The organism is Puniceicoccus vermicola, assembly GCF_014230055.1.
Taxonomy (GTDB): Bacteria; Verrucomicrobiota; Verrucomicrobiia; order Opitutales; family Puniceicoccaceae; genus Puniceicoccus; species Puniceicoccus vermicola.
This window is the reverse complement of the sequence record NZ_JACHVA010000139.1, coordinates 59,774-85,967: the sequence shown is the minus strand read 5'-3', so window position 1 is coordinate 85,967 and position 26,194 is coordinate 59,774. Positions and strand designations below refer to the sequence as shown.

The 26,194-nt window shown below is 55.0% G+C and carries 23 protein-coding genes; 7 read left to right on the top strand and 16 right to left on the bottom strand.

The annotated features are described in order from the left end of the window. Nucleotides 1-139 precede the first annotated feature (139 nt). The gene (locus H5P30_RS20735; RefSeq protein ID WP_185694826.1) at nucleotides 140-1,642 is read left to right on the top strand and encodes a PEP-CTERM sorting domain-containing protein; all 1,503 of its coding nucleotides are present in this window, start codon (nucleotides 140-142) and stop codon (nucleotides 1,640-1,642) included. 807 nt (nucleotides 1,643-2,449) lie between these two features. Here H5P30_RS20735 and dxr read toward each other — a convergent pair. The 3 genes from dxr to H5P30_RS20720 form a co-directional block, all read right to left on the bottom strand. Beyond that, nucleotides 2,450-3,598 (bottom strand): 1-deoxy-D-xylulose-5-phosphate reductoisomerase, encoded by a 1,149-nt coding sequence (dxr, locus tag H5P30_RS20730; protein WP_185694825.1) that lies wholly within the window; start codon nucleotides 3,596-3,598, stop codon nucleotides 2,450-2,452. Between the two features lie 174 nt (nucleotides 3,599-3,772). Then, nucleotides 3,773-5,320 (bottom strand): cryptochrome/photolyase family protein, encoded by a 1,548-nt coding sequence (locus H5P30_RS20725; protein ID WP_185694839.1) that lies wholly within the window; start codon nucleotides 5,318-5,320, stop codon nucleotides 3,773-3,775. 5 nt (nucleotides 5,321-5,325) lie between these two features. After that, a complete protein-coding gene (locus H5P30_RS20720) occupies nucleotides 5,326-6,759 on the bottom strand; it encodes a cryptochrome/photolyase family protein (RefSeq protein WP_185694824.1) in 1,434 nt (477 codons plus the stop codon). 209 nt (nucleotides 6,760-6,968) lie between these two features. Between H5P30_RS20720 and H5P30_RS20715 the strand changes: the two genes are divergently transcribed. Continuing rightward, complete coding sequence (locus tag H5P30_RS20715; protein ID WP_185694823.1) at nucleotides 6,969-7,463, top strand: response regulator; 495 nt, start codon at nucleotides 6,969-6,971, stop codon at nucleotides 7,461-7,463. Between the two features lie 55 nt (nucleotides 7,464-7,518). Here the strand turns inward: H5P30_RS20715 and H5P30_RS20710 are convergent, their stop codons facing one another. Continuing rightward, nucleotides 7,519-8,253: an N-acetylmuramoyl-L-alanine amidase gene (locus H5P30_RS20710; RefSeq protein WP_185694822.1), complete on the bottom strand. Its 735-nt coding sequence runs from the start codon at nucleotides 8,251-8,253 to the stop codon at nucleotides 7,519-7,521. Between the two features lie 165 nt (nucleotides 8,254-8,418). Here H5P30_RS20710 and H5P30_RS20705 point away from each other — a divergent pair, with 165 nt between their 5' ends. The 3 genes from H5P30_RS20705 to H5P30_RS20695 all read left to right on the top strand — a co-directional run bounded on the left by H5P30_RS20705 (nucleotide 8,419) and on the right by H5P30_RS20695 (nucleotide 10,155). Further along, nucleotides 8,419-9,231, top strand: a complete 813-nt coding sequence (locus H5P30_RS20705) for a cytochrome c oxidase assembly protein (RefSeq protein ID WP_185694821.1) — start codon at nucleotides 8,419-8,421, stop codon at nucleotides 9,229-9,231. Nucleotides 9,232-9,314: 83 nt separating this feature from the next. Further along, the gene (locus H5P30_RS20700; RefSeq protein WP_185694820.1) at nucleotides 9,315-9,635 is read left to right on the top strand and encodes a DUF983 domain-containing protein; all 321 of its coding nucleotides are present in this window, start codon (nucleotides 9,315-9,317) and stop codon (nucleotides 9,633-9,635) included. After that, nucleotides 9,589-10,155, top strand: a complete 567-nt coding sequence (locus H5P30_RS20695) for a hypothetical protein (RefSeq protein ID WP_185694819.1) — start codon at nucleotides 9,589-9,591, stop codon at nucleotides 10,153-10,155. The genes H5P30_RS20700 and H5P30_RS20695 overlap by 47 nt, the downstream gene beginning before the upstream one ends. Here H5P30_RS20695 and H5P30_RS20690 read toward each other — a convergent pair. From H5P30_RS20690 to H5P30_RS20675, 4 genes are all read right to left on the bottom strand, one after another. Continuing rightward, on the bottom strand, nucleotides 10,152-11,393 hold the full coding sequence (locus tag H5P30_RS20690; RefSeq protein WP_185694818.1) for an aminotransferase class V-fold PLP-dependent enzyme: 1,242 nt from the start codon (nucleotides 11,391-11,393) through the stop codon (nucleotides 10,152-10,154). The two genes, H5P30_RS20695 and H5P30_RS20690, sit on opposite strands and share 4 nt — an antisense overlap. Before the next feature lie 76 nt (nucleotides 11,394-11,469). Next, nucleotides 11,470-13,659 (bottom strand): ATP-binding protein, encoded by a 2,190-nt coding sequence (locus H5P30_RS20685; protein ID WP_185694817.1) that lies wholly within the window; start codon nucleotides 13,657-13,659, stop codon nucleotides 11,470-11,472. Nucleotides 13,660-13,717: 58 nt separating this feature from the next. Further along, entirely contained in the window at nucleotides 13,718-15,055 is a 1,338-nt protein-coding gene (gdhA, locus tag H5P30_RS20680) for an NADP-specific glutamate dehydrogenase (RefSeq protein ID WP_185694816.1), read from the bottom strand. A gap of 69 nt (nucleotides 15,056-15,124) precedes the next feature. Beyond that, a complete protein-coding gene (locus H5P30_RS20675) occupies nucleotides 15,125-16,075 on the bottom strand; it encodes a transposase (protein WP_185694815.1) in 951 nt (316 codons plus the stop codon). A 118-nt stretch (nucleotides 16,076-16,193) separates the two neighbouring features. On the opposite strand from H5P30_RS20675, the gene H5P30_RS20670 reads away from it, so the two are divergent. Continuing rightward, nucleotides 16,194-17,273, top strand: a complete 1,080-nt coding sequence (locus H5P30_RS20670) for a potassium channel family protein (RefSeq protein ID WP_185694814.1) — start codon at nucleotides 16,194-16,196, stop codon at nucleotides 17,271-17,273. A gap of 81 nt (nucleotides 17,274-17,354) precedes the next feature. Further along, nucleotides 17,355-18,653 carry a YcjX family protein gene (locus tag H5P30_RS20665; RefSeq protein WP_185694813.1) on the top strand — a complete coding sequence of 433 codons (1,299 nt, stop codon included), beginning with the start codon at nucleotides 17,355-17,357 and terminating at the stop codon, nucleotides 18,651-18,653. A gap of 58 nt (nucleotides 18,654-18,711) precedes the next feature. Here the strand turns inward: H5P30_RS20665 and H5P30_RS20660 are convergent, their stop codons facing one another. The 8 genes from H5P30_RS20660 to H5P30_RS20625 form a co-directional block, all read right to left on the bottom strand. Continuing rightward, nucleotides 18,712-19,179: an EVE domain-containing protein gene (locus H5P30_RS20660; RefSeq protein ID WP_185694812.1), complete on the bottom strand. Its 468-nt coding sequence runs from the start codon at nucleotides 19,177-19,179 to the stop codon at nucleotides 18,712-18,714. Between the two features lie 25 nt (nucleotides 19,180-19,204). Next, nucleotides 19,205-20,092 carry an NAD-dependent epimerase/dehydratase family protein gene (locus H5P30_RS20655; RefSeq protein ID WP_185694811.1) on the bottom strand — a complete coding sequence of 296 codons (888 nt, stop codon included), beginning with the start codon at nucleotides 20,090-20,092 and terminating at the stop codon, nucleotides 19,205-19,207. Between the two features lie 6 nt (nucleotides 20,093-20,098). Next, nucleotides 20,099-21,583: a sodium:solute symporter family transporter gene (locus H5P30_RS20650; RefSeq protein ID WP_185694810.1), complete on the bottom strand. Its 1,485-nt coding sequence runs from the start codon at nucleotides 21,581-21,583 to the stop codon at nucleotides 20,099-20,101. A 167-nt stretch (nucleotides 21,584-21,750) separates the two neighbouring features. Next, on the bottom strand, nucleotides 21,751-22,653 hold the full coding sequence (locus H5P30_RS20645) for an alpha/beta fold hydrolase (RefSeq protein ID WP_185694809.1): 903 nt from the start codon (nucleotides 22,651-22,653) through the stop codon (nucleotides 21,751-21,753). Then, the gene (locus tag H5P30_RS20640) at nucleotides 22,650-23,033 is read right to left on the bottom strand and encodes a VOC family protein (protein WP_185694808.1); all 384 of its coding nucleotides are present in this window, start codon (nucleotides 23,031-23,033) and stop codon (nucleotides 22,650-22,652) included. The genes H5P30_RS20645 and H5P30_RS20640 overlap by 4 nt, the downstream gene beginning before the upstream one ends. A 48-nt stretch (nucleotides 23,034-23,081) precedes the next feature. Continuing rightward, nucleotides 23,082-24,014: a DNA polymerase III subunit gamma/tau gene (locus H5P30_RS20635; protein WP_185694807.1), complete on the bottom strand. Its 933-nt coding sequence runs from the start codon at nucleotides 24,012-24,014 to the stop codon at nucleotides 23,082-23,084. Beyond that, entirely contained in the window at nucleotides 24,007-24,666 is a 660-nt protein-coding gene (gene tmk, locus H5P30_RS20630; RefSeq protein ID WP_185694806.1) for a dTMP kinase, read from the bottom strand. The genes H5P30_RS20635 and tmk overlap by 8 nt, the downstream gene beginning before the upstream one ends. Nucleotides 24,667-24,860: 194 nt before the next feature. Beyond that, a complete protein-coding gene (locus H5P30_RS20625) occupies nucleotides 24,861-25,991 on the bottom strand; it encodes a carbohydrate kinase family protein (protein WP_185694805.1) in 1,131 nt (376 codons plus the stop codon). Nucleotides 25,992-26,194: the final 203 nt, after the last annotated feature.

Genomic DNA, 26,194 nt, shown 5'->3' with positions numbered 1-26,194 from the left:
CTTCGCGGATCCTTCGCAAAAGTTTTCGGTTTTTTGGAATAAAGTGATTCAATCGCGCGTCCAAACCACGAAGGCACTAGCTTTTTGAAGTTCGGTGACTCACGACTTCTTCTCAATCCAGATAAATTCTCCACGCCACATGAAATCTATCTTAACTCTCTCGGCTCTAACCCTATCCGCGTTCACCGCCGAAGCGGCGCTCGACTTGGTCTTTGAGAACAACTCTACCTACTACGATACCAGTGACGTCTGGATCAGCTTCGATAATGGCGGGGGAGCTACCCCATTTGATGTCACCTACAACGGCGGCACGGCGGTCACCTTTGGCACCACCGGAGGCAACACCAACCACTTAACCAGTGGAATCCGACTCTCCGATGTCACCGGCAACAAGTTCACCATCAACTCGGTGAGCAGTGTCGCGGTTTTCGTCAGCTACGGCAGCAAGTTCTCCGACTTGACCGCCTCCCCCTCTTTCTTCTCCGGATCACCTGGATCCGATGTCACGTACCAGAATTTTGAGATCACCCGTACCGGCGGCTCGGGTGACCAAGGCAATCTCACCAATATCAACTACTTCACCGCACCGATGAGCATTTCCAGCTACTCATCGTCCTACAATAGCGGCAACACCGCCCTCCAGAGCACTGGATTTTCGCAAACTACTGCGCAAATCGCCCGGAAACTCGACCAACTTTCCCCCTCCAGTGCCGTCTATGAGGGAGGCAAGCTTCGCCGTTTCGTCGGGCCCTCCACTTACACCGAAAATGCCCCGTTCCCCAGCTTCAAGACTTACGTCGACAGTGTTAACACGAGCGGAGTGAGCAACAACATCAAGAACAGCAATGCTTTCAACACCAACGGAGCCACCTCAACAACTGGCTCCAATTACAACTTCACTTTCAACCTGACTTCGGCCGTCAACGCCGACGGCGACATCGTTCTTACCGGAAACATCACGACCGAAGTGAAAGACAATGCCAGTGGAAGCACCTCTGCCGGGACCACCTACACGGATGCCTCGATTACCATCTCCGGATCAGACGAAGAAAAGATGAACCAAATCATCTACGGGCAGACAGCCGTTCCCGATGATCTCGCCTCCCAAGTGACTTACGGCCAAGGATGGCAGGATTGGGCCGCATTCGTGCAGAATCCTGACAACGATCTGACCGACGCTTTCCCCCCATCCGCCGAACTCGACAACCTCACGCTGACCCGCACCGCAATCGGAGAGATCACGACCGCGATTCTCATGGGCTTCTTCGGCAACACCAATGAAGTCAACGGAACGGCCCTCGACACGATGGAAAGTAACCAATGGTGGCAATTGGACCCGATGAAGGCCTTCGACGAAATTCAGCCTGACAACCCGTTCTACAATGAGTGGGCACAGATCATCTACGACGCCTCCAACAACGGATCATACAGTATTCCCTTCTCGGACCGTTTGGGCAGTGGCCCGCTGGTCAATAGCGTCCAATACACCGAAGGCGGTACCAGCTATGACATCGACAAGTGGATCGTAGGGTTCGGCGACCCAGTCGACGTTCCCGGGACCATTCCTGAACCGACAACAGCAGGACTCCTCCTCGGCCTTGGCGCCTGTAGCCTCGCCGCGTCACGCCGCCGCCGGAACTAGTCGCGGCAACAAGCAATAAGAGAAGTTACGCCCTTTCAGGGCTCTGGCACAGGCCCACCCCACATCCCAGGGCGGTGCCCTGGGCTCTCGGATCAATGCACCTTCGGCGCGGAGAAATCACTGTGCGCCCAGACAGGGCCGAATATGCACAAAACACGGGCTCCAAGCGAAACCAACGACCCTTTTTCCCCGGCTCATGACACCTCCAAGGTGTTCAAACCCATAACCCGCAGCAGCACCGAAGATCCTCAAAATCTTTGCTCCCCGCATCCATGGCGGTGCCCTGGGCTCTCGAGTCAATGCACCTTCGGCGCGGAAAAACCACTGAGCGCCCAGGCAGTGCCACAGACACACAAAACATTGCCTCCAAGCGACACCAACGGCCCTTTTCCCCGGCTCATGACAGCACCAAGGTGCTCAAACCCATAACCCGCAGCAGCACCGAAGATCCTCAAAACCTTGATCTCAAGCCGCTCCAACAATGCGAAACCTCACTGCCTCGCCCGCACCAAAGGTGCTAAACCCCAGAGCCCAGGGTATCGCCCTGGGTAAAACAGCCTCACAAAATACCAGAGCCCTGAAAGGGCCAAACCCCTTCCCTACCTACCGACTTACCGTTCACCGACTACTGACTTACCGTCCACCGACTACCGACTTACCGTCCACCGTTCACCGACCACCGTCCACTGACCACTGACCACTGACCACCGTTCACCGACCACTGACTTACCGTCCACCGACCTCTGGCTTACCGACCACTGACCACTGACATACCGTCCACCGACACACCGACACACCGAAAACCGACTACCGCGCCAAGCGCCGCGCCTCGCCGTCAATGCCGAGCAGGTCTCCCAGAGAATCGGCGAAACGATCCCCACATTGTTCCAGGACTCGGCGGATGACTTTGGGAATCTCCAGAAACCCGATTTTCCGGGCGAGAAAATCAGCAACGGCGACCTCGTTGGCGGCGTTGAAAACGGCCATCGCCACCGGACCGGAACGCAAGGCCTCGTAGGCAAGGTCGAGACAAGGATAACGTCCGGCAGGAACTGGCGCAAAATCGAGGGTCAGCGCTTGGGAGAAATCGAGGGTCTCATCCACCCCCGGCGCCCGTTCCGGATGGAGCAGGCAATGCTGAATGGCGAAGGTCATCGAGGGAGGACACAACTGACCGAGAATCGACCCGTCCACATATTGCACAAACGAGTGGACAATACTCTGGCGGTGCAGGACCACCTCGAGCCGATCCGCCGGGAGGTCGAAGAGCCAACGGGCCTCAATCAGCTCCAGGCCCTTGTTGGCCATAGTCGCAGAATCGACAGTAATTTTCGGCCCCATCGACCAGTTCGGATGATCAGTCGCCTCCTCAGGAGTCACTTCGCCCAAAGTGGCAGGATCACGGTCTCGGAACCGTCCGCCCGAGGCGGTGAGAATCAGCTTGTCGAGATGCCTCTCTGGATGACCTTCCAGGCATTGAAAAATCGCATTATGCTCACTGTCAGCCGGCAGCAGACGAACCCCGGCTCTTCGAGCCGCCTCCATAACAAAGGCACCACCCAGAACAAGGATCTCCTTACTCGCCAGAACAATATCCCGTCCAGCCTCAATCGCCGCCAAAGTCGGTTGCAACGCGGCCGTCCCCACTACTGCCACCAAAACCATATCAGCCTCCGGCACCGTGGCGATCGACGTAAGCCCCGCTTCGCCGCAATGCAGCTCACACTCGGGCGGGAACAATCCGTCCCGCACCGCGGAATTGGCTGCCTCGTCATTCGTCAACGCCGCATGCGGCACCCCAAACTCCCGAACAATCGCCGCCAACTCGGCCGCACTCGAAGAAGCCGCCACCCCGACCAACTGAAGCTTATCCGGGTGCGCACGAAGAATCCGGAGAGTACTCTCCCCAATACTCCCAGTTGCTCCGAGAAGAATGACCCTGCGCGGTTCGTCCATTGGCCAGCAGCCAAACAGAAGAAACCAAAACCGGAAACGTTTTTCTCGCCCCTCCCCGAGATCCCCGCGTGAAAGGTCAATTCTTTTTAACCTGGTTACTTATTAAATTGACAAGGGAGTGAGAAGCGAAGCTCAACGCCGTTAATAGACGTCATTCACACAACTCTTCTACCATTACGCCGGAATACCACTATTCTGCCGGATCTCCTGCGCCCTTTTACGAATTTTTCCGAGCTCGTCCGAGGTTTTGCGTGAGAGGTTCTTCACCTGGAATTGCATCCGACGATTGTCCTGAAGGCGGTCTTGATGCCGGTCAAGAAAATCCCAATAGAGGGTGGTAAAGGGGCAGGCGTCCTCTCCCACGGCCTTGACAGGGTTGAACTGGCACTCCTGGCAATAGTTGCTCATTCGCTGGATGTACTTTCCGCTGGCGATGTAGGGCTTCGAGGCCATCACTCCGCCGTCACCATACTGCGACATTCCGAGGGTGTTCGGAAGCTCAACCCATTCCACTGCATCGATGTAAACGGCGAGATACCATTCGTGCACTTTCTGCGGGCGGACTCCAAGGAGGAGTGAATAAAGGCCCGTGACCATGAGGCGCTGGATGTGGTGAGCGTAGCCCCAGCGGAGAGTCTGATCGACGACTTCGCTCAAACATCGCATGGGAGCCTTCCCCGTCCAATAGAACTCTGGGAGCTCCTCCTCAGCCTCCAGCTCGTTGCGGTCCCGGTATTCGGGCATGAGGTGCCAGTAAACGCCGCGAACGTATTCCCTCCAGCCGAGGATCTGGCGGATGAAGCCTTCGGCGGCGGCGATAGGAACCATGCCCGAGCGATAGGCCTCTTCGGCTTTTTCCACGGCCCGGCGCGGATCAAGCAGCTTGAGGTTGAGAGCGGAGGAGATTCGCGAGTGAAAGAGGAAGGGTTCTCCGGTCCACATGGCATCCTGGACATTCCCGAAAGATTCAAGTCGGTGCTCAATGAAATCCTCGAGAGCGCGACCCGCCTCGGCCTCCGTAACCGGCCAGGAAAAGTCTTCGAGAGAACCGGGGTGATCGCCAAATCGTTCCTCGACGAGGGCAAACACCTCGCGGGTGATGTCGTCCTGTCGGGGCTGATAGGGCTTGGGCACGTCGGTTGGTCCCTCTTTGCCGAAGGATTCCCGATTCTCCTCATCGAAATTCCAACGTCCTTGAAGGGGATCCCCGTCCTGGGTCATCAAGACCGATTCCTTCTTCCGCAGCTCCCGGTAAAAATACTCCATCCGGAGTTGCTTCCGCCCCGCCGCCCACTCTTCGAAGTCCTCCGGAGACGAGAAAAAGTGATGATCGGGCAGGATCTCGAGGTCTACGCCTGACCGATCGACAGCTTTGCGCAGAAGGTCCAGCACCCGCCATTCCCCGGGCAGAACCATCTTCACCACCCCAACGTCGTGATCCTTAAGGAACTTCTCCAAGAGTGAACCCAGAGTGTTCCGGGGGTCCGTTTCCTCCAAGGTTGTGTAGAAAAGATTGAGCCCTTCTTCCTCCCGCTCCCGGGCAAAATGCCGCATAGCGGAGAGAAACAAGGCAATCCGTTGCTTGTGCGACCAAACGTAACGGGACTCGGCCGCCACTTCGGCCATCCAGAGAGCGTCTTGTTCTGAGTCGAAATCGTGGCGCCAGCTCGCCCGGGAATCCAACTGATCCCCAAGAACCACGACCAACTGACGAATCTTCATCCGGCTCACCCCTTTACTTTCTCGAAGGCCGCCAGGGCCCGTTCGCGCCCTTTTTTATGTTCGATGATCGGATTCGGATAATTGTCTCCGAGACGCACCCCGGCCTCCCTGAGAACCTCCTCGGAAGCTTCCCACGGTTCATGAATCACCTTCGTGGGCAAATCGGCCAGCTCCGGCACGTAGCGACGCACGTAGTCCCCCTCCGGATCGAATTTCTTGCCTTGGGTCATCGGATTGAAAACCCGGAAATAGGGTGCCGCGTCTGCCCCACATCCTCCGGACCACTGCCAACCAAGAGTGTTCGAGGCCAAATCAGCATCGACCAGACAATCCCAGAACCAACGGGCTCCGTGAGACCAGGAATGCAGCAGATGCTTCACGAGGAGCGAGCCGACAATCATTCGCACCCGATTATGCATCCACCCTTCTTCCCAGAGCTGTCGCATGCCTGCATCGACAATAGGATACCCTGTCTTCCCGCGCTGCCATCTCTGCAAAACCTCCTCGTCTTCTTCCCAAGGAAAATCTTCATACTTCTCCCGCAGTGGACTCTCCGGCGTATCGGGAAAGTGGTACAGAACGTGATAAGCAAATTCACGCCAGCCAATCTCGGAGATGAAGCACTGCCCTCCTGAGGACTTCTCTCTCCCGGCTTCCACGATCGCCTCCCAAATCTGCCGCGGCCCGATCAATCCCCAGTGAAGATAGGCCGAGAGACGCGAAGTTCCGTGCTGAGCAGGGAAATCCCGCGCTTCCTTGTAGTCATCAACAGCATCCTCCAAAAAGTCCGATAGAATCTTCTCCGCCGAAGCTTCTCCCACCTTCCAGTAGCGGTCGACTTTCTCAACCCAAGGATGATCGGGGACGAGCCCCAAAGAGGCGACGGAGTCCGTCTCGGGAAAACTCTCCGGCACTCGCAATTTACGCAAATCCACCTCGATAGGAGTGGGACGATCGAGGGCGCCAACTCTCTTCCAGAAGGGAGTATAGACCTGGAATGGTTTGCCTTGCTGCGTCGACACTTCCCACGGTTCATAAAGAAGGGAGGAATTGAAACTCTCCGCCTCCCATTCCTTTTCGCGAAGCCATCGCTTTATCTCAGAATCACGCTGAACGGCAGCAGGATCGTACCGACGATTCCAATAAACCCCCATAGCCCCCGTCTCCTCCAGCAGTTTCTCCAACGCTTTTTGACTGTCCCCTTTCCGCAGAACCAACTTCAGACGATGCTCCTCCAAATCCTTCTTCAAAGACTCCAACGCTCTCTGCAGAAAGAGCCGCGAGGCAGCTCCCGGCGTCCAATTCCCTTCTCCCTCGTCATCCCAAATGAATACAGGAATGATCTCTCGACCCGCATCCATCGCGGCAGCAAGGGCGGCGTTATCGCGTAACCGAAGATCTTTTCGAAACCAGAGAAGAATAGGCTTGGGTGCAGGCATCTAGTCTTAACGGTTAATAAGTCCCCAAGGATTGCAACTGCTACAGACGCAATCGTCTACGTGGACTGATTCGGTCGTGGGGAAGCAGTGAACCTTATTGTTCGTAAAACCATCGTTAACATTCTATCAAAAAGACGACTTTTCGACGGCTTCCCTCTTTCCCCATTGTGTCAGTCGAGCTGGTTGTATTTCTAATACAAGACTAACCGATGAAATCCCATTTTCAGGAAACCCTCAGCCAAAATGCTCGCTTGGCCCAGCCAAGCAGCAAGGAGGAACTGGCGTCTTCAACGGAAGAGGAAAAGGCCAATCCTGAGGACTATGGTGAAATACGGGTCCTTATCGTCGATGATATGCCGACGAATCGCAAAGTTCTCCAACATCTCATTAAGAAGCTCGGTGCCCAACCGGAGACTTGCGCAAGCGGAGAAGAAGCTCTCCAACTCAACTCCAAAAATCTTTACCACTTGATTCTTCTCGACCTCCATATGCCCACGATGAGCGGGTTTGAGGTCGGTGAAAAAATCATTTCCAAGCGCTCGGGTCAGCTACCTCTGGTCGTCGCTCAAACTGCCGACGAAACTCCACAAGCCTGCGACCGCACCAACGGGATCGGATTTGACGGACACCTCACCAAACCCATCCGTCCGCCCAAGGTTTCGGACATCCTCCAAACCATCAAAGGAAAACACCTTTCAAGATAGAAAAGGCCTCGGGCTCATCCCCGTCCGACTTTCCCGAATACCGGGCGGATCTCAATCACCACTCGTCGGGAAATTTCTCATGCATCTGAGAGGTTGGGAAATAGCGACCCGGGCAGACCGTATGATTGCGACCATCGATTTCCTTATGGACCGCATATTTGGTTCGGTTCGGAATCAGCTCCCGAAGGTATCCACTCAAAGAGGTCAAAGCTGCAATCTGCCGAGGGCTCGGACGGCCATTCTGAAAGTTCCCCACTAGGCATATTCCCACCCCGTGATTGTTCACTTCGGCACTCTTCACATGACCCCCATTGAGCTGACGATCCCAACGCGGCCCAATCTCAATCTCACCGTCTCCCGACTTGGAGCCGTTGCCGATGACAAAGTGATAGGCCAGTCCGTTACGCATCCCGACCTTATTTCGATGGTAGTTGCCGTAAATCTCCGCATTCCCGGTGTCTACGCCTGAGTGGTGCGCCACAATGTAACGCCAGGTCCGCAGGCCGCCCCGCTTGGGTTCGGAAACCCGGCGCACCTCGGTTAGCATATCTCCACCGCCACCGGGTAACTGCAAAACATCGCCCACTCGTATCAGGTCCCCGTTGATACCGTTCTCATATCGCAGCGATTGCACTGAAGTGCCGAACTGCTTAGCGATGCCCGAAAGAGTGTCGCCTTTGCGCACCGTATAGGTGCCCGCCGACGCAGCGAAGGATCTCAACGGCCATAGCCCGAGCGCACCGGTAGTAATTCCGGCACTCACTAGCTGGCAAAATTGACGACGATCCATAGTAGCCAAATGAGAGCACAGATTGCCTAATCCCTCAAGCGTAGAAGCAAGTGACTTCCAATAGCTGTTATCTGGCTAAATTCTTTGACGAAAGCTGCCTGAACCCAGAAAGGTCCTGACTTCCACTTTGCCAAAGGCGCGATTCGTGCCACACTGCGCAGTTAGATGACCCTCCACTGGCATACCGAACCCCTCCTGCTGGCCGGACTCCTGATTCCCGCTTGGCTATACGCCCTGTGGATCGGACCGTTTCGCCCCTCGGGTGCCACCGTTCCTGTATGGAGAGTCGTCTGCTTTTTTACCGCGCTGATTCTCAGCTATCTCGCGGTTGGATCACCACTGGATCAAATCGGGGAAGATTACCTGTTCTCCGTCCACATGATTCAGCACTTGATCCTGATGTATGTGACCCCCGTGCTTTCCATCATCGGCCTTCCTCCCGAGCTTCTGGACCAATTTCTCAATCGGCATCCGGGCCTGGTTCAATTCCTCCGTAAAATTCTCAATCCGGTGGTCACGGGAGCCATTTTCTCCCTCACGTTCAGCCTCTGGCACGTTCCCTCCCTGTATGAAGCCGCTTTAGCGAACAAGACGATCCATATCGTCGAGCACATAACAATCTGGGTTCCCGGATTGGGAATCGCCTGGAACCTCTTCTCCCCCTCCAAAGTTCTCCCCACTGTCAGCTATCCGGGACGGCTGTTGATGCTTTTCATCCTCATGATCGCCCAGCTTCCAGTTTTCGGCATCCTGACCATGTCCGGCAATGTGCTCTACCCAACCTATGAATGGGCTCCCCGAATCATCGATCTGAGCCCGATCGACGATCAGGTGCTCGGAGGACTTTTCATGAAAGTGGGAGGAATGCTTTTCGTTCTCCCGATTTTCGGCTATTGTTTTTACCAATGGTCGAAGACGACACAATCCGACGAGATGGAGATCGATCCCAACCCGTCCTCCCCCCAGACCGAAAAGTAGTGATTCACAACTGCCTTTCCGGCTGCTGCCCCCAATGTGGAGGACCGGGATTATTTCGAGGCGACGCTTCCCAGCCCGAAACCATGCCCCTATGGGGATTCCGACTGAGTCCCGAATGCCCTTATTGCGGACTGCGCTTCCAGGAAGAAAGTGGAGTCACGCTGGGGACGACCGTCGTCGGCTATGTCTTGGTGGTCCTCTTCGTAGTCTGCCCCATCCTGCTGATGATCTCCCTCGGCTGGATTCCAGCCTGGCTGGCCATTTCGCTGGGAGTGGTCTTTTCTTTTCTACTCCCCGCTCTGATCTACCCAGTCCTCCTCCGGATCACTCTCGCAACATGGTTCGGATTTCATCCCGATGCCTTCAATCAAGAACATGAACCCGCGGAATCCCCCCATTCCTGAAGTCCTCGATACGGCAAGTCTTCGCGGACTGCTGTTTCTCGGATGCTTTGGCACCCTGATCGCCGCCAAATGTGCAGCATCGGAAGCCCTGCGAATGCACTACGAATTCGCCGTGAACACCGCGCTTTTCATCTGGCTGCCGTCTTTAATCCTCGGAGGACTGATCTGCCTGCTCTACATCGCAGGCCCCGGCTCCCGCTTCCACCCATACTGGCGATCCCGTCATTTTCTTATTCCGGCCGGACTCATCTGGATGACTGCTTCCTTTAGTATCGTCCGACAACTCCCCTCCGTCTTGGTCCCCGCGTCGATCTCTATTCTTCTAGCGGTCGCCGCGTTTGTGCTCGGGCACTTTTACCGATCCATTCCGGTGAAATTCCTCGCCGCTATCTGGACATTTGGAGCCTTGGTCTCGCTCCTCACCCCGCCCACAATTTCCTTCACCTTGTTTGCGATCCTTCTCGTAGCGGCGGGATCGATTCCCGCCGGGATCGCATACCTGCGCATCCGGAAAGCCTAACGCAGGAGATCGATCGTTTTCTGGAGGCTTTCGAGAAAAACATCCACCTCCTGCAGATCGTTGTAGAACGCAAAGGAGGCACGCGTCGTGGCGGTGAGCCCCAAAAACTCGAGCAGCGGCATGGTGCAATGATGTCCGGCCCGCACCGCCACACCGTCCCGGTCCAGGAATGTGGCGAGGTCATGCGGATGCACCCCATCTACGACAAAAGAGGCCACGCCGACTTTGTTCGGAGCCTCCCCAACAATCCGGACCCCGGAAATTTCACGCAATCCGGCAGTCGCTTTGGCCAATAAGGCCTGCTCCTGAGCCTCCATCGCCGCGTAGCCCAACTTCTTGCAATACCGGATCGCCTCGGCAAGCCCGATCGCTCCCGCGATGTGGGGAGTACCGGCCTCAAAACGAGCCGGAGGCGGCGCGAAGGTCGTCCCCTCGAACGAAACCCGTTCGATCATGTCGCCCCCGCCCTGATAGGGAGGGAGAGATGCCAGCCGTTCCGCCTTTCCGTAGAGAACTCCGATTCCGGTCGGGCCAAAAACCTTGTGCCCTGAAAAGGCATAAAAATCGCAGTCAAGATCCTGAACATTCACCGGAATATGGGGCGCAGCTTGAGCTCCGTCGATAAGCACTGGTAACCCCTTGGCTTTCGCCTCCGAAGCCATCTCCTTCGCCGGGTTGATCGTCCCCAGGGAATTCGAGACATGGCAAAATACCACCATCCCCGCGTTCTCATCCAAGGCTTTCCGGAAATCCTCCCGATCCACCTCACCCGAAGGCGTGATCTTCACGGGTCGAACCTTCAACCCCAGTTTCTCTGCGGCCAGCTGCCAGGGAACGATATTGGCGTGATGCTCCATCACCGTGAGGACGATGGACGATCCCGTCGGCACGTGATCGGCGAGAAATGTCGACGCTACCAGATTGATCGACTCCGTCGCATTGCGAGTGAAAACGATCTCGTCTGGAGACGCTGCTCCCAGGAAATCCGCTACCGTTGACCGTGCCGCTTCATAGTCTGCCGTAGCCTCTTCACTGAGAAAATGGAGACCGCGGTGGATATTGGAATACCCGTAGGAGTAGAACCGGGCAATCCGGTCGATCACGCATTGCGGCTTCTGGGTCGAAGCCGCGTTGTCAAAATAAACGAGCGGACGGCCATACTTTTCCCGCGCAAGAACCGGAAAATCCGCTCGGACTGCCTGCAAATCGAAATCCGGAAATTTGGTGGAAGACTCCATACCGTACACGAATAGTGCTTCACTGGAGGAACGCAACGCCGCGGCGCCCAATCCCTCAGGAATTCCCGAAAATGGGCTAACCGCGGTGGTCCGACAACAACTCTCGCAGCAGATGCCACCGAGTGGGGCGGCGAAGAACGCCCTGAATCAAGCCGCTCTCCATTTCTTCCGAAAAAGTTTCTGGGGGCTGAGCACTGCAGAGATAGACGGAGACTGGCTTCGGCCATCCCATCTCATCGCTGTGAAATTTCTTCAAAGTCATGACCTTCTCATGCGAGAAGGGTTGGGACTTTTCCTCGCCGATGAAAACCAAATCATACGCCCGCCGACGCATCGCATCCCGCGCAAGATCAGGGGCTTCCACCCCATCGGCGCGATATCCGAAAGAGGCTAAGCTCATCATCAGAACCTTACGACTGATCGCCTTCTCGTCCACGACCAGAATACTCAAGGGATGCTTCTTCGCGATCTGGTGATCCACATCTGGCTTTTCAGATCGCACATTCTCCGCCGGATCTTCATCCGCATTTTTCCAAACCCGCAGGATACGGGCGATTTCCCGCTCGCGGATCGGCTTCACGATGCGCCCGACCAAGGCTTTTCCGATAGGGCGGAACTCTTCCTCAAAAATTTCAACCGTTCCCACCGCGATAACCGGAGGCGGATTCGCCCCGAAATCGGAAAGAATCGAAGTTAAGGCGTTCATTCCAGTAGGTGGACTCTCTGAAACATCGAAAACCAAGAGATCAGCCGACTCCTTCAACGCTTGCCGAGCCGATTCCACACTATCGACCGACAAGGAATCAGCCCCACAATGCACCAAATAGGAATCCAGACTTTCCCGGATCGGCTTGGAGGCCGAGTAGACCACAATCCGGTCGCCGGAAAGGTCCGGAGACCGCGGTGCTTCTTCCATCGGCTCCGTTAGATACGCTATTATGGAAAAGGAGAAAGTCGCCCCCTCCCCCACGGTCGATAAGGCTTCTACCGTCCCTCCCATGAGAGAGACCAACCGGTTGACAATCGCCAGACCAATACCTGTGCCACCATGTCGCCGGCGATCCGATGAGTCTCCTTGGATGAAGGGTCGGAACATATCTTCCTTCCGATCCGGATCGAACCCTTCGCCCGTATCCGCAACCTCGAAACGCAAACCGACCAGATCCGGATTATCCTCAATCTCCGGCATGTCCGCCCGGGTTACCTGGACGGTGACTTCGCCTTTGCGCGTGAACTTGATCGCATTGCTGACTAAGTTGGAAAGGATCTGCTGGAGCCGCGAGCTATCGGAAAGGATCCAGCGAGGGACGTCCGGAGCAAAGCGGGAAACCACCTCGTTCCCATTCACCACCGCAGGCCAAGCATGGACTTCAAGAACACTTTCAACCAAATCGCGGACCGATAACGGCTCTGAAGTGATATCCAAACGACCTGATTCAATTTTCGAATAATCGAGGATGTCATCGATGATCTCCCGCAAACCTTCCGCACAGGAGTCGATCCGGTCCAACTGCTCCGACTGCACCTCCGTGAGCTCCGAATCTCGCAAAAGATTCGTAAATCCGATGATCCCGTTCATCGGGGTTCGGAGCTCATGGCTCATCACCGACAAAAATTCGCTCTTTGCACGACTTGACGCTTCGGCCACTTCCTTGGCCTCACTCAGCTCCACCGTCCGTTCCTCCACCCGATTCTCGAGAAGCGATTTCTCTTTCTCGATTTCCCCCCGCAATCGGAGATTTTCGAGAAGATTGGATGCTTCCGAAAGGAAGAAAGACAAAAGGCTCAACTCTGTCTGCACCTGGGTATCAATATCCGATTTCAGGATCCCGACAAAGATACCGTGCGTCGTGTCTTGAGTGTAAAGCCTTTGAAAGATCGCGACCTTCCCCAAATTGGAGTTGGTTAGAGAGATAGGGACGAACCGACTCTGTCGAAGGGCCACCTTGAACCGGTCATTCCCCATCTGCTCCCTGAGGAAGTCAGAGATCTCCTCACTGAGGGATTTTGGCTCACAGCGAGTATCGGTCCACTCCCCTGTATTCAGATCTCCAAGATAAAATCCCATCGACCGAAACATTCCGATACCCTGTAAATACTCCGTGGTAAGACCAATGATCTCTTCCGGGCTATCGATCGACTGAAGTGCATGCTGGTAGCTCTCCAAAACCTGAAAGAGAGAGAGCACTGTTTCCGGGCGCGCCAATTCGCGAAGCTCCCGGTGAAGGAGTTGGCCCTGAAGACTGAATGTATGGGAATCGACCATTAGGATTGGCAGAAACCGTACTCTGATTCCCACACCATAAAATGCAAGTCCGTAGAAACTAGGACAATCCGAAGGCTCGCATCGACTGAACCACCCGAACGAATCCCCCGATATTCGCACCTACTTGATAATTCTCCGGGGTGGCATAAATCCCGGCAAAGTTCTTACAGCGCTGATGAATCCCCTTCATAATATCCTGCAACATGGTATCGACCTCAGCGAAAGTCCAGTGCTCCAAAGAGGCATTCTGGCGCATCTCCAGAGCGGACACTGCCACCCCGCCAGCATTGGCCGCCTTCGCCGGACCGAAGAGGATGCCCTCCTCGTGGAAACGGGCGACCGCACCCGGCTCACAAGGCATGTTCGCGCCCTCGCAAACCATTTTACAGCCATTCTCGATCAATTTCTCCGCATCCTCTGCCGATAACTCGTTTTGGGTGGCGCAAGGAAAAGCCATGTCGCAGGGAATATCCCAGACGTTCTGCCCCGAACGGAATTCTACGCCGCCTCGACTTGTCGGATAGTTGGAGAGGCGATCACGCTCAATCTCCTTCAAACTCTTCAAACAATCAAAATCAACTCCCTCCGGAGCATGGAGCGATCCATCCGAGTCAGAACAGGAAATCACCCGCGCTCCCTTCTGCTGAAGTTTCTGAATGGTGTAGAGCGCCACATTCCCCGATCCGGAAACCACCGCAGTTTTCCCTTCAAGAGATTCCTCTCTCTCGGCCAGCATCGCTTCCGCGAAGTAGACGCATCCATACCCTGTGGCTTCCTTCCGAGCCAAAGATCCACCCCAAGAAGCATCTTTTCCGGTGATCACCCCCATTTCGTAACGATTCGTCAACCTCTTGTACTGTCCAAACAAATACCCAATTTCGCGGCTCCCCACACCGATATCCCCAGCCGGGACATCGGTCTGATGCCCGATATGACGGTGCAACTCCGTCATAAAACTTTGACAGAAACGCATCACATCACGATCCGACCTCCCTCGAGGATCAAAGTCTGAGCCACCTTTTCCCCCGCCGAGAGAAAGCCCCGTCAGGCTATTTTTGAAAATCTGCTCAAAGGCCAAGAACTTAATCACGCCCAGATTCACCGTCGGGTGAAACCGCAACCCACCCTTGAACGGGCCCAGTGCACTGCTAAATCCAACGCGAAACCCTCGATTCACATGAACATCCCCCGCATCGTCCTGCCAAGCCACTCGAAAAATGAACTGCCGCTCGGGCTCGCAGACCCGCTCCAAAAGATTCAACGATTCGATCTCCGGATGCTCCGCAATCACCGGTTCCAGAGAAGGTAAAACTTCTTCAACCGCTTGAATGAAGACCGGCTCGCTATGATTACGCTTCCGGACGATATCGAGAACAGATTCGAGGTAGTGGATCATGCCCTATTTCTAGCAGTCCACTAGCAATTTTGGCCAGCTCCAAAAGGAGTGGACGTTACACTTGCAAACCTAACGAAACAGCTTGGATCGCAGTCCAGTCCCAACCGCCAAACCACCCCAATCAGTCCCGGTCATCGCATGCACCCGCTTGGGACGCTTCCCCGGACCTCCCTGAACCTGCGCCTCCACAAACGAGGGCGATCCCAGCACCATCCCATCCGTAAAATACCGCACCCGGCACCGCAAAACCACCGACAGAGGCAATTTCCCCTTCTCCTCTTCCAACACCCGCACCGCTTCTTCCCGAGAGATCGACTTCTTCTCATCCTTCTCCCCGGCCCCGGCTCCATACAAAGTCTGGCGATACCCGGCCAAATCCTTGTCCACAACCGAAAGCCCACCCCGAGCCATCCGGCCTCCACCGAGCGCCTCGGCATACCCACAAAACCGGTAATCCTTAGGATCCTCAACCAACCCCGCCCGAACCGCGTTCAAGTCGATATAGACAGCCACCGTACGTAAAGCCCAACGATCCCCTTCCACCAGAACACTCTTAAACCGCTCACACCAAAGCGGTCCAAAACGGTCCCGCGACCGATTGAACCACATCGCAAAACGCTGTTTCAGAGTCTTCATCATCCAGGAAACATCCCCCATCCGGCGCAAAAGGCTCTTCCGCAAATCCCTCCCTTCCGAAGTATTCTCCCGAAGATGCTCCTCTAAAACCTCCGCCGGCATGGGATTCCAAGGCGTAGGCTTCGGATAAAGCCGACGATACCGACGCACCAACTCCGCATCCGAAATATTAACCTCCGCCGGCACTTCCACTAGGATATGGAAGTGGTTCTTCATCACTGCGTAAGTAACCACCCGAATCCCCGAGAAATCAGCCACCTGCCAGATCATCTTCCGCAAAACCTCCCTCTCACGGTCCCCAAAGAGAGCCTCCCCATTCACCGTCCGGCTCATCACATGGTAGTAGGCCGTTTGTCCCTCGAGCTGAATCCGTTTTCTTCTCATGCTTTGATAGAAACAGTTAGCCATACCTATGGCGATACTTTTTTAACCAGGTTGATAGATTAGCCTACTTAACTATGGTATCAAAGCACGAAGGCACCGATCTTGCTGAAAGCGTTGAATGAAAAGCCAATGGAAGTCGATCCGGCGAAAGCGACTGGAAAGAAGTCCCGGTATCCAGCAGATGGAACGGGGATTACTCTTCTTTTGCTGCATCCTTCTCATTGGGACCGTGGGCTACGAATTGATCGGAGGATTTTCCTACACCGAAGCCCTCTATATGACGATTATCACTATTTTCAGCGTGGGCTATGGAGACACGGGGATCGATACCAACTACGAGCGCTTTTTTACCATGGGGCTCATCCTCTCCGGGACGACGATCGGCCTTTACATCGCTGGGGGGTTTATTCGGATCATCGCGGAGGGGGAAATTAACCGGGCAGTCGGGAATCTTATGAAATCACGAAATATCGAAAATTTGAAAGATCATACCATCATTTGTGGATACGGACGCATTGGGCGCATCATTGCCCAAGAACTGAACGAGGAAGGATTTCCTTTCGTGATCGTGGACAGTGATGAAGAGAGGATCGCAATGGCCAGCGACTCGGGATATTTGACTGTGCGAGGTTCTGCTGAGGAGGAGTCCGTTTTAATCGATGCAGGAATCAAACGGGCGCAGGCGCTCATTACGGTTCTCCCGATCGACAGCATCAATGTGTTCATCACGCTCACGGCACGAAACCTCAACCGACAGATTCGTATTATTGCCCGCGGCGAACAGCCTTCCACGAAGAAGAAGCTCGAGCAGGCGGGAGCCGACGAGGTGGTGCTTCCTGCAGCCATTGGTGCCTCGCGGATGGCCGAGAGCATTCTTCGCCCCACGATTATGGAACTCTTCGGGGACAGCAGCCGGATGACCCTTCTCTCTAACGATCTCAAGGTTCTCGGGGTCGAGCTGGATGAACTTGCCCTCAACCAAGGGGATGATTTCGTGGGGCACTCGATTCGGGAGTTCGAACAAAAATCACAGGCGAATTTCATCGTTCTGGCGATTCGACGGTCCGATCAGTCCATCGTCCAGCATCCCGCCCATGACACGATTCTGAATGAGGGAGATAATCTGATCATTCTGAGCAATCCTGCCAATATTACCCCGATTCTCAGTAGCCACACCCGAAAAAGGGAGCTGGCTTGAAGATCTCCCTTTCCTTTCCCGGCAAAAAGAACCGTTGATGAAACGGGAAGTTCGGTCAGTCTAGGGAGGATCGAATCTTTTATGCGTTCCCCCTTTCCGAAAGTAAGCCGCTACCGCCGCATCGTCACGGTTGGTCCGAGGCATTCGGGAAAATCGGTTCTTCTTTCGTCGATTTTGGATCACCTCCGGAAGAATCCAGATCGATTCCTCGGGACCAACGAGGGCTGGACGAGTCACAGCGTCCACCCCTATCCCGCTGATCTACCCGAGATCCCCTTGGATCGGATTCTCCGTGAGGCCTCCGAAGAAGCGCTCTGGCCGGAGATTACGGTCAAACCGGCAGCTCTTCGCTTCCGCGCCGCTCATCCCAAACCTTGGAAGCGGGACCTCACTCTCGATTTTATCGATTTCCCCGGAGAGAATATCGCAGACTTTCTCGGAGCCGGGGACTACGAAAGCTGGAGCAACGCCATTTTCAATCTCTACCCTGATCATCTCGATCCCGATTCGGTCAAAGGGATCACGAATCTTCGGGAAATGATCGGAAAAAACTCTCCGGCTCAGGAAATCGCCGATCATTATGCGCAGATGATGATCGAGGCGACTCGGCGAGGTCGTTATCTCACGAGCCCGGCCACCCTCTGCACTCGTGTGTTCGAGCCCGATCACCGGGTAGCGAACGAAGATTTCGCTCCTGTCCCTACTTCTCTTCAGACGACTACCTCCGAAACTGGCAGCTACTTCGGAGAGAAGTTCCGCCAATACCACGAACAACGAATCCGCCCTCTCGAAAGACTTCTCGCCGAGGCGGACGCCTTGGTCATCCCGATCGACGTCGGATGGATCCTTTCCGGTGGCCCCCCACTCCTACGCGACCAACATGCCCTCCTTTCGGCAATCGGTAGCCTTCTCGCCCGGATCGACACAATCTGGTCCCGCATGGCATCCTTCCTCGGACGCTCCTTTACTCCGCTCGACGATGCCTTCTTCCCAGGCCGCCTACGAAGTGTCGTCCTCTGTGCGACCAAGATTGATCTCTTCCGCCCGGAAGATCGTTCGCTCTTGGAAGACCTCGTTCGCAGGATCGCCGAGCCCATTTTTCGAGGCGCAGGCCTCCATGGGATCAAGGTTCTCTTCACCGCCTGCTCGGCCATCCGGTCCACCACCGATCACGAGAGTAAGCCTGGATACCTTCGGGGCTTCCGCAGTGGTCAGCCTGTCGAAATCGCTCCTCCCAAACTTCCGGATGAATGGCCCGACCGGTGGGATCCAAAGGATTACCAATTCCCCCGCTTAGACCCGCGCGTCTCCCGACATGGTCTCTACCCTCCGGCACACATCCATTTGGACCGGCTCGTCCGCTCCATCCTCGAATCCTAAGAGATTCATCCTGCTCGGAAATTCTGCTGAATTCCGGGCAAAATGATTCCTCGCCCAATCAGGACTTCGCCATTTTCAAAATGTGATCGAATTCTTTTTTCGCGACGGGAGTGATGGAGAGTCTGTTTCCTCTCTGCAAGATTTTCATATCCTTTAATGCCGCCGTCTCTTTCATTTCCGAAAGTGATACTGTGCGAGGAAGCTTATCGACGAATCGCACATCCACCAGAATCCAACGGGGATTTTCCGGATCGGATTTTTCATCGAAATACTTCGATTTAGAATCAAAGGCCGTCGGGTCGGGATAGGCCTCCGAGGCGATTTCCGCCACGCCGACAACTCCTGGAGTTTTACAATTCGAATGATAAAAAAGTACGGCATCGCCGATTTTCATATCGTCCCGCATAAAATTGCGGGCCTGATAATTGCGAATACCATCCCAAGGCTCGGTTCCGTTTTCGCGTTTCTCCAGATCCTCGATCGAAAACGCATCGGGCTCCGACTTCATCAACCAATAGTTTTTCATTTCTGTTCCTTTTGTATTCGTTCGATCAGTATCCGAGTTTTGTGAACCCTTCGCGGAAAGAAGGAAAGGCGGGCTCCCAGCCGACCTCAGATCTTATCCGATCAATCTTAACTCTTCGATTCGGCGAACCTCCAGCGCGGTTTACGCGCATGCGGCGACCCCCTGTTGCATTCGGATCGAAAACCGGAACCGGGCAGCCGATTCTGTCCGCCAACCAAGCGACCATTTCTTCTTTGGTCGGTGAATTTCCATCCGCCAAATTATAGACCCGTCCGCCAGATTTTCCGGACGCGAAGACTGCCATCACCGCAGAGACAATATCATCCAGGAAGATTAAGTTCAGATAGTAATCCCCTCTCCCCGGCAGGACTCCCGAGCTCTTCTGGACTTGATCCAACAAATGGTGCCGACCCGGCCCGTAAATGCCCGCCAAGCGCAGCACACTCGCACGCGGCCCCAGCTCTGCGTCCTCGAGAAGCATTTTCTCTGACTCGAGAACAACCTCGCCCGTATCCGACAAATCACCACCGGCGTCATCCTCCCAGACTTCACGCCCATCCGTAAAAGGATAGACCGCCGTCGATCCCGTATAAATTACCTTTCCCGGCTTCCTATTCCGAGCCCAACGGAGGAGCGATTCATTGCCCCCGAGGTATGACTTTCGATAGCCCTCAATCCCCAACGCGGCCGAACTCACGCAGTTCAAAACAAAGTCTGGCTCCGCTGGCACTTGATCATGCCACTCCACGTCATCCACCTCGGCTACAACTGGATGAAAACCTTCTCCCTGAATCTGGGAGAGAGTTTCGGCATTGCGAGAGACGCCCCACACTTCGACGCCCTCTGCCATCCACTGCCGGGCTACGGCCGAACCGACGTATCCACATCCTAAAATTACACCAATCTTACCCATATCAATCTAGCTTACCGGTTTCGAACTCGACCACTCCGAAGAATCGCCGCGATCACTGCGAAAACAAAATGCAAGGAGGAAGGTCATGGCCACATTGATGAGCGGGATCCAAGTCCAGCCAAGGGAAATCCAATCCATCTCCGAACTCAAAAGCAGAATTGCGGACACCACCGTCCCCAAAAGCATCGCAATCACGTTACCCCAATCATGACCAACTCGCGGGGGGGTGGTCAGCGCGAGCAGGAAGATCCCGAGTAAAGCTCCGTAGGTAACTCCCCCTATCTTGAAGCCAAGCCAGACGAAGCTCTCCTGATAGTCAGAAAGTAAAATGGCAATACCTGCCAAGGCGCACCCGAAGAAAACAATCCCCCAGCGGGAGAAAGCCACCGATTGGCGAAAACGTTCCCCGACGAGATCGTAGACCACCGACGAGCTCAGGGCGTTGAGTGCCGAATCGAGACTCGACATTGCGGTCGCCAGAATCCCAATAAAGAGCAAAGCTCGCAGACCCGACGGAGCGACCTCGGCAATAAACCAGGCAAAAATGTCGTTCGTCCCGACCTCCGCCGGCACGACGACTCCCTCTGCCTGTACCCAAGCCCAAAGAGCCACCCCAGAAAGGAGAAAAAGTCCCGCTATCGGAATCCCGAGAAATCCACTCAGTATCACGCTCCAGCGAGCCCGCCCCACGGAACGACAGGTTAACATCCGCTGAGTCAGGTCTTGATCGCATCCCAAAGCAGCCGAGGTCATCACCAGCCCATTTAGGGCTGCCAGATAAAAAAGGTTCCAATCCGAAAACCAACTTTCTCCGGGGGAGACATTCCAATGAAAGATCTGGAGTTTTCCGGATTCCTGGGCCATTTCCCAGAATTCCCCAAAACCGACCTGACTCGTGAGGTAAACGAAGACAGCAATTCCTCCGGCAATGAAAACAGCGGCCTGAATGCAATCCGTCCAGATCACGGCCCGGATCCCTCCGGAACTTGTATAGACCAAGGCAACCCCGGAAAAGACGAGCACAGCGACCCAAATCGGGACGCCAAAAAACAAAGACAGCCCTGCAGCCGCCAGCAACAGACGGATAGCTGAGGCATTGATTCGGGAAACCAGAAAAAACACTGCGGAGGTCCGATGCGAAACCTTCCCGAACCGTTCTCCCAAATACTGATAAATGGAAACGCACTGGCTCCGGTAAAAGGCTCCGAGAAACAAAAATGCCACAAGAAACCTCGCCAGCAACGACCCCACCCCCAACTGCAGATAGCTCAGATCTTCGCCATATCCGGTCCCCGGAATCCCCAGAAATGTGACCGCGCTAATCTCCGTGGCAGTGATCGACAAGAGGACAGCGGGCCAAGGAATCGAACGCCCCCCGAGAAAGAAATCTTCGGTCCCCCCTTTGCGCCGCGACACTACCCAGCCCCCGAAAAGGACGGCCGCCAAATAGATGGCGACAAAAGTGATTTCCCATGGACCCAGAAGTTGCATCGTCAAAATAAATCTTCAATCGGGACGCTGAGGTGAGCCACCCTTCATGGCAAAGAGAAATCCAGCCCCGAGACGAGAGGATCAAAAACGATTGCGTCAATTATTCTCGACCAGGTTACCAACAACAGGGCATTGAGAGAGTCCTAGGACCCTGATTTCGGGAAGGCTCAGTAAGCCACAGAATCAACGAACGCTTCTATGCGCTCAATCAGAGGGCCACCTCCGTCTTCGAAGACATAGTGTCCCGCACGCGGATATCGCTCCACTTCTGCATTGGGGAAGCGATGAATCCACTCCTCCAAAAACTTTTCATCGAAGCAAAAATCCTCCATCCCCCACGCGAGGAGGCAGGGTTTATCCTTAAGGCCTTCCAGATTTTTTTCGGTTTCCTCGATCGTTTTCCGAGAAGGATGCTTAGAGGTCCAAGGGATGTCTTCGACAAAGGCGGAGACCGCTTTCCGAGAGTCTTTTTCCAACCACGGATAGAGCAATCCATCGGCCGCAGCCGGACGCAGAGGAGATACCACACCCTGCTTCGCTGCCCCCAGGGCAAAGGCGTTATAATGCTCCATCAGGAACCGTCCGAGCAGCGGGACGCGGGCCAGCCGGATCTGCCAAGGCATCCTCTGGAGAGGAAAGGCCGCAGTGTTCAGAAATACAATCCCGGCGACTCGGTCCGGATGAAGTCCGGCCTGGTGAGCTCCGATCGCCCCTCCCCAGTCGTGGGCGATGAGGATAAACTTTTCAACTCCGAGCTCGTCGAGAACTGTGCCCAAATTGCGCGAGTGTTCAGCCATGCGCATCCGGTGCGGTTGAGGGGCGGAGAACCCACAGCCCTGATGATCCGGGGCTATGCACCGAAAGCGATCGCGAAGCGCGAGGATAACATCCCGAAAAAGGAACGACCAAGAGGGGTTTCCATGGACCATGACGACCGCTGGACCGTCACCCTCGACCACGACTGAGATCTCACCCGTATTAGTGGAAATCCGCTGCGGGTTGAAGGGATAGAGAAGCCGCAACGACGGGGGAAAGACCTCCGTCGGCCCTGACCTGGACTCCGCGTTCAATTCTCCAGAATCTCCACCTCGTATCCGTCAGGATCCGTGATGAAGGCCATCTTGTTGCCACCAGAGGTAAACTTATCCTTCCAATCCCCAGGCCAAACCTCGACCCCAAGATCCTCCAGCTTCCCGCAGTATTCAACGATGTCGTCGACCCCGATGCAGGTGTGCATCAAGTCCTCAGGAAACTCGACTTTGTAATCCGGCGAGTAGGTCAGCTCGAGCATGTGCTCATTGCCTGGCAGTTGAAGGTGAACGATCTGATTGCCCGAGGGGGACTTGTCGTTCCGCTTAAAGACCTCAAAACCACAGGTTGAGGAGTAGAAATTAATCGATTTTTCCAGGTCGCTGACCCGGATACGGGTATGAAGAAACTTAATAAGCATAAACTCTTTCTATCTGGGAAGATTGGCGAGTGACCAGAGGAAATTTCGCTACTGGCGGCTCCAGATTCGGAGAACGCGAATCATCAACTGCTCCACTGCCGCGACTCCATTGAAATTCAAGGCCAGCAATCCAGAGGTTCCTTCGGTTTCCTCAACGGCGAGGACTAGCTTACGGGCACGATCGGCCATCGCGTTACCTTCAGCTGTACGGCTCACGACCCAATCGCGGAGAACCGCCTCAATCCCAGCAAGTAGATCCTGCCGAGCCCCTCTCTCGATTCCCGCCTCAATTGCGACTTTCTCCTCATCTTCAACATCTTCAGGAAAATCAGCGACTGCCGCCTCAAGCCGGCGTGCCGAGAGGGCACTCAAGCATTCTTGGAAACGTTGAACCAGCCCGTAAAGCCGCATGACCGTCTCGGCCACATCCTTCTGATTTGCCGGGGGGACCTCAATGCGAGAAAGCCATTCTTCAAAATCCCGACTCCACGATTCCCACTCCGGCCCCTCAATGGCAACGGAGTCTCCCGAGATTTTAAAACTCATGCAACGACTACGAATCGTATCCAACAGGTCGTTTGGCCGGGTGCTCAGCAGAAACAGGGTCGTATCCGAGGGTGGCTCTTCCAAAGTCTTTAGGAACGCATTCGAAGCCTGCAAATTCATCCGATCAGCATCGAGAACGATTCCGACCTTCCGCCCACCCTGATTGGCCGAGTGACTCACAGTCCGCACCAAACGGCGCATCGCATCGACACCGATCTGCCGCATTTTATTGACTGGGCGGACAACCGAACAATCGGGATGCTTCGTAGGGACACCGTCGACTCCGAGGATTTGGGAGGCTAATGCGAAAGCCACATTTTCCAGAGAACTCGAAGCCGGACCATAGAGCAGGATGGCATGGCCGAGGCGGCCTTTCTCCCAGGCCTCAGTCAGAATGCGGTGCGGATCCCTGGGGGCTTCGATAGTATCAGTCATTGCGGAAGAACCGCTCCTGAGTTTCTTCCCAGATTTCGTCCTCAACCAATTCTTTCGGCTGCGCACCGTCATAAACGGAGTAGCGATCCGGCAGCGATTTGGCGAGAAGCAGGTAGCCCTCACGGACCGCCCGGTAAAATTCGATGTTCTCGGACTCCATGCGGTCCGGGATATCCGAGGCCCGGTGACGAATTCTCTCGATCCCGACCTCTGCGGGCACATCCAGAATGATCGTCCAATCGGGCATAAAATCACCGACTGCGAATCGGTTGATCACAGTGACGGGCTCCTTGGAGAGCTGGCGTCCCACTCCTTGGTAAACGGTCGTCGAATCCAGGAAGCGGTCACAGATGATGATCTTCCCTTCGTCCAGCGCGGGCAGAATTTTTTCCCGCACCAACTGGGCTCGCGCGGCGGCAAAGAGGAGCAATTCCGCCTCAGGGACCATTCCATTCCCGCTTTTTGAATGCTTGAGCAGGTGGCGGATCTCTTCACCGAGTTCCGTGCCTCCCGGCTCCCGGGTCACCACCACATCATACCCCGCGTCCTCCAATTTATCGGAGAGGAGACTGATCTGGGTCGTCTTACCACTTCCCTCCGAACCTTCGAAGGAAATCAGCAATCCGTTACGTTCAGGAGCTTCTTTCGACATAAAGATGTTCTAGCAAATCTTTCCTTCGATTGACGAGCGTCAAAACCTCTCCCCCATCGAAAATGAGCAGGAATCCTCCATTTCTGGTTATATCAGTTGTCTGGTTAAAATTGATTGACAATGCACGAGCTCAAAAAATCGGCGCCTCCGCAATGCAAAGGCGCCGACATTCAAATCGTTACCGGCAAAAGAAATCAGTCCTCCAAAGTCGCAAATTCGGTTTTGCGGAGGAAGGATCCAATGGAGCTGAGAGAGGGGCTCTCTGCGGAGCGAACGTAGTATCCGGAGAAAGCACATCCCACGATCAGTGCGGATTGCGGCGACAAGCCGAGCAACCGGGAGACGGAAAATCCGGCGTTGAAGTGATCGCCGGCCCCGGTGGTGATCATTGGATCGGGGGTGAAAAACCCTTTGGTATAAAAAGTGTCGTCCTTCGTCGCGCAGGCAGCCGAATCGGTCGGGTGCACCACCACGCAGTCGAGGCTGAGCTCGTTCCGGATATCCCGGGCCATTCCCATAATGTCCTCGGCATTGGATTCACCCACGGGCAGACCCAGAACACGGGAAACGTGTTGGGCTTCCTTCAGGTTGAGACCCAGGGTGGTGGAGCCGAAGGCGCAGAATCGATGAAGAAGGCGGAGAACTGCAGTGAGATCGTCGTCGGAGCGTTTTTCCGGATCGGCGAGGTCGAAGAAGAAGCTCCGGTGATCCCGGGGGCCGAGATTCGGATAGACTTGATCCACGAGCGCTTGCAGGACTTGTGTCAAGTAAGGCAGCATCGTCCAGTTGACGATCGCAAAGAGATCGGTGCGAGACAGCAGATCAATGAAGGCACCCTCACCCATCTTATCTACCATGCTGGAGTAGGTCACCTTTTCCAGCGAGTCCATCAGGCCGAGCATGATTTTCCCATCGCGGAACTCGAGGGCGTGGGTAACGCCCGGTTCTGCCAAAGAGACAGCTTCCGTGCGTTTGGCAAAATCTTCGAAAACAGGGTGAATTAAGGGGTCGCCGAGGGCACCGATGTAGCGGGTAGGAAATCCAGCATTCAGAATTGCGTTGGCGAGGATGGGGCCATTCCCGCCGAGCTTCTCCATCTTCTTGCCCATCTCGATGTTGGTGCTCTTCCCGGCGGCCGCGAGGATACGCTTCCCGAAGGTGCTCATATCACGGATCGGCTGATAATTATCGCCGGGACCAAAACGCTGATCGACGGGGTTGATGATGATATCGACAAATCCGTCCAGTCCTACAAGAACCGAACGACTCGATGCTTCACTACTCTTAGCCGAGAGTTCTTCAATGGCAGTCTGCTTGATATCCATCTCGCGAACAAAGCGAATCCGCCATCGTCCGGCAACTCATTTCCCCTCACTCCCTTACCGATTTTTGCGCATCTGCGCATACAATTAAAAATATTCAACGATGACTCCAGCGATTCTAATCAAATTTCCGCCCTCTCCTGAGACCCATTCGGGCAAAAAACGGGAAAGCTGGGACGCCTGCCGATCGATTTCCCTGCAAATTA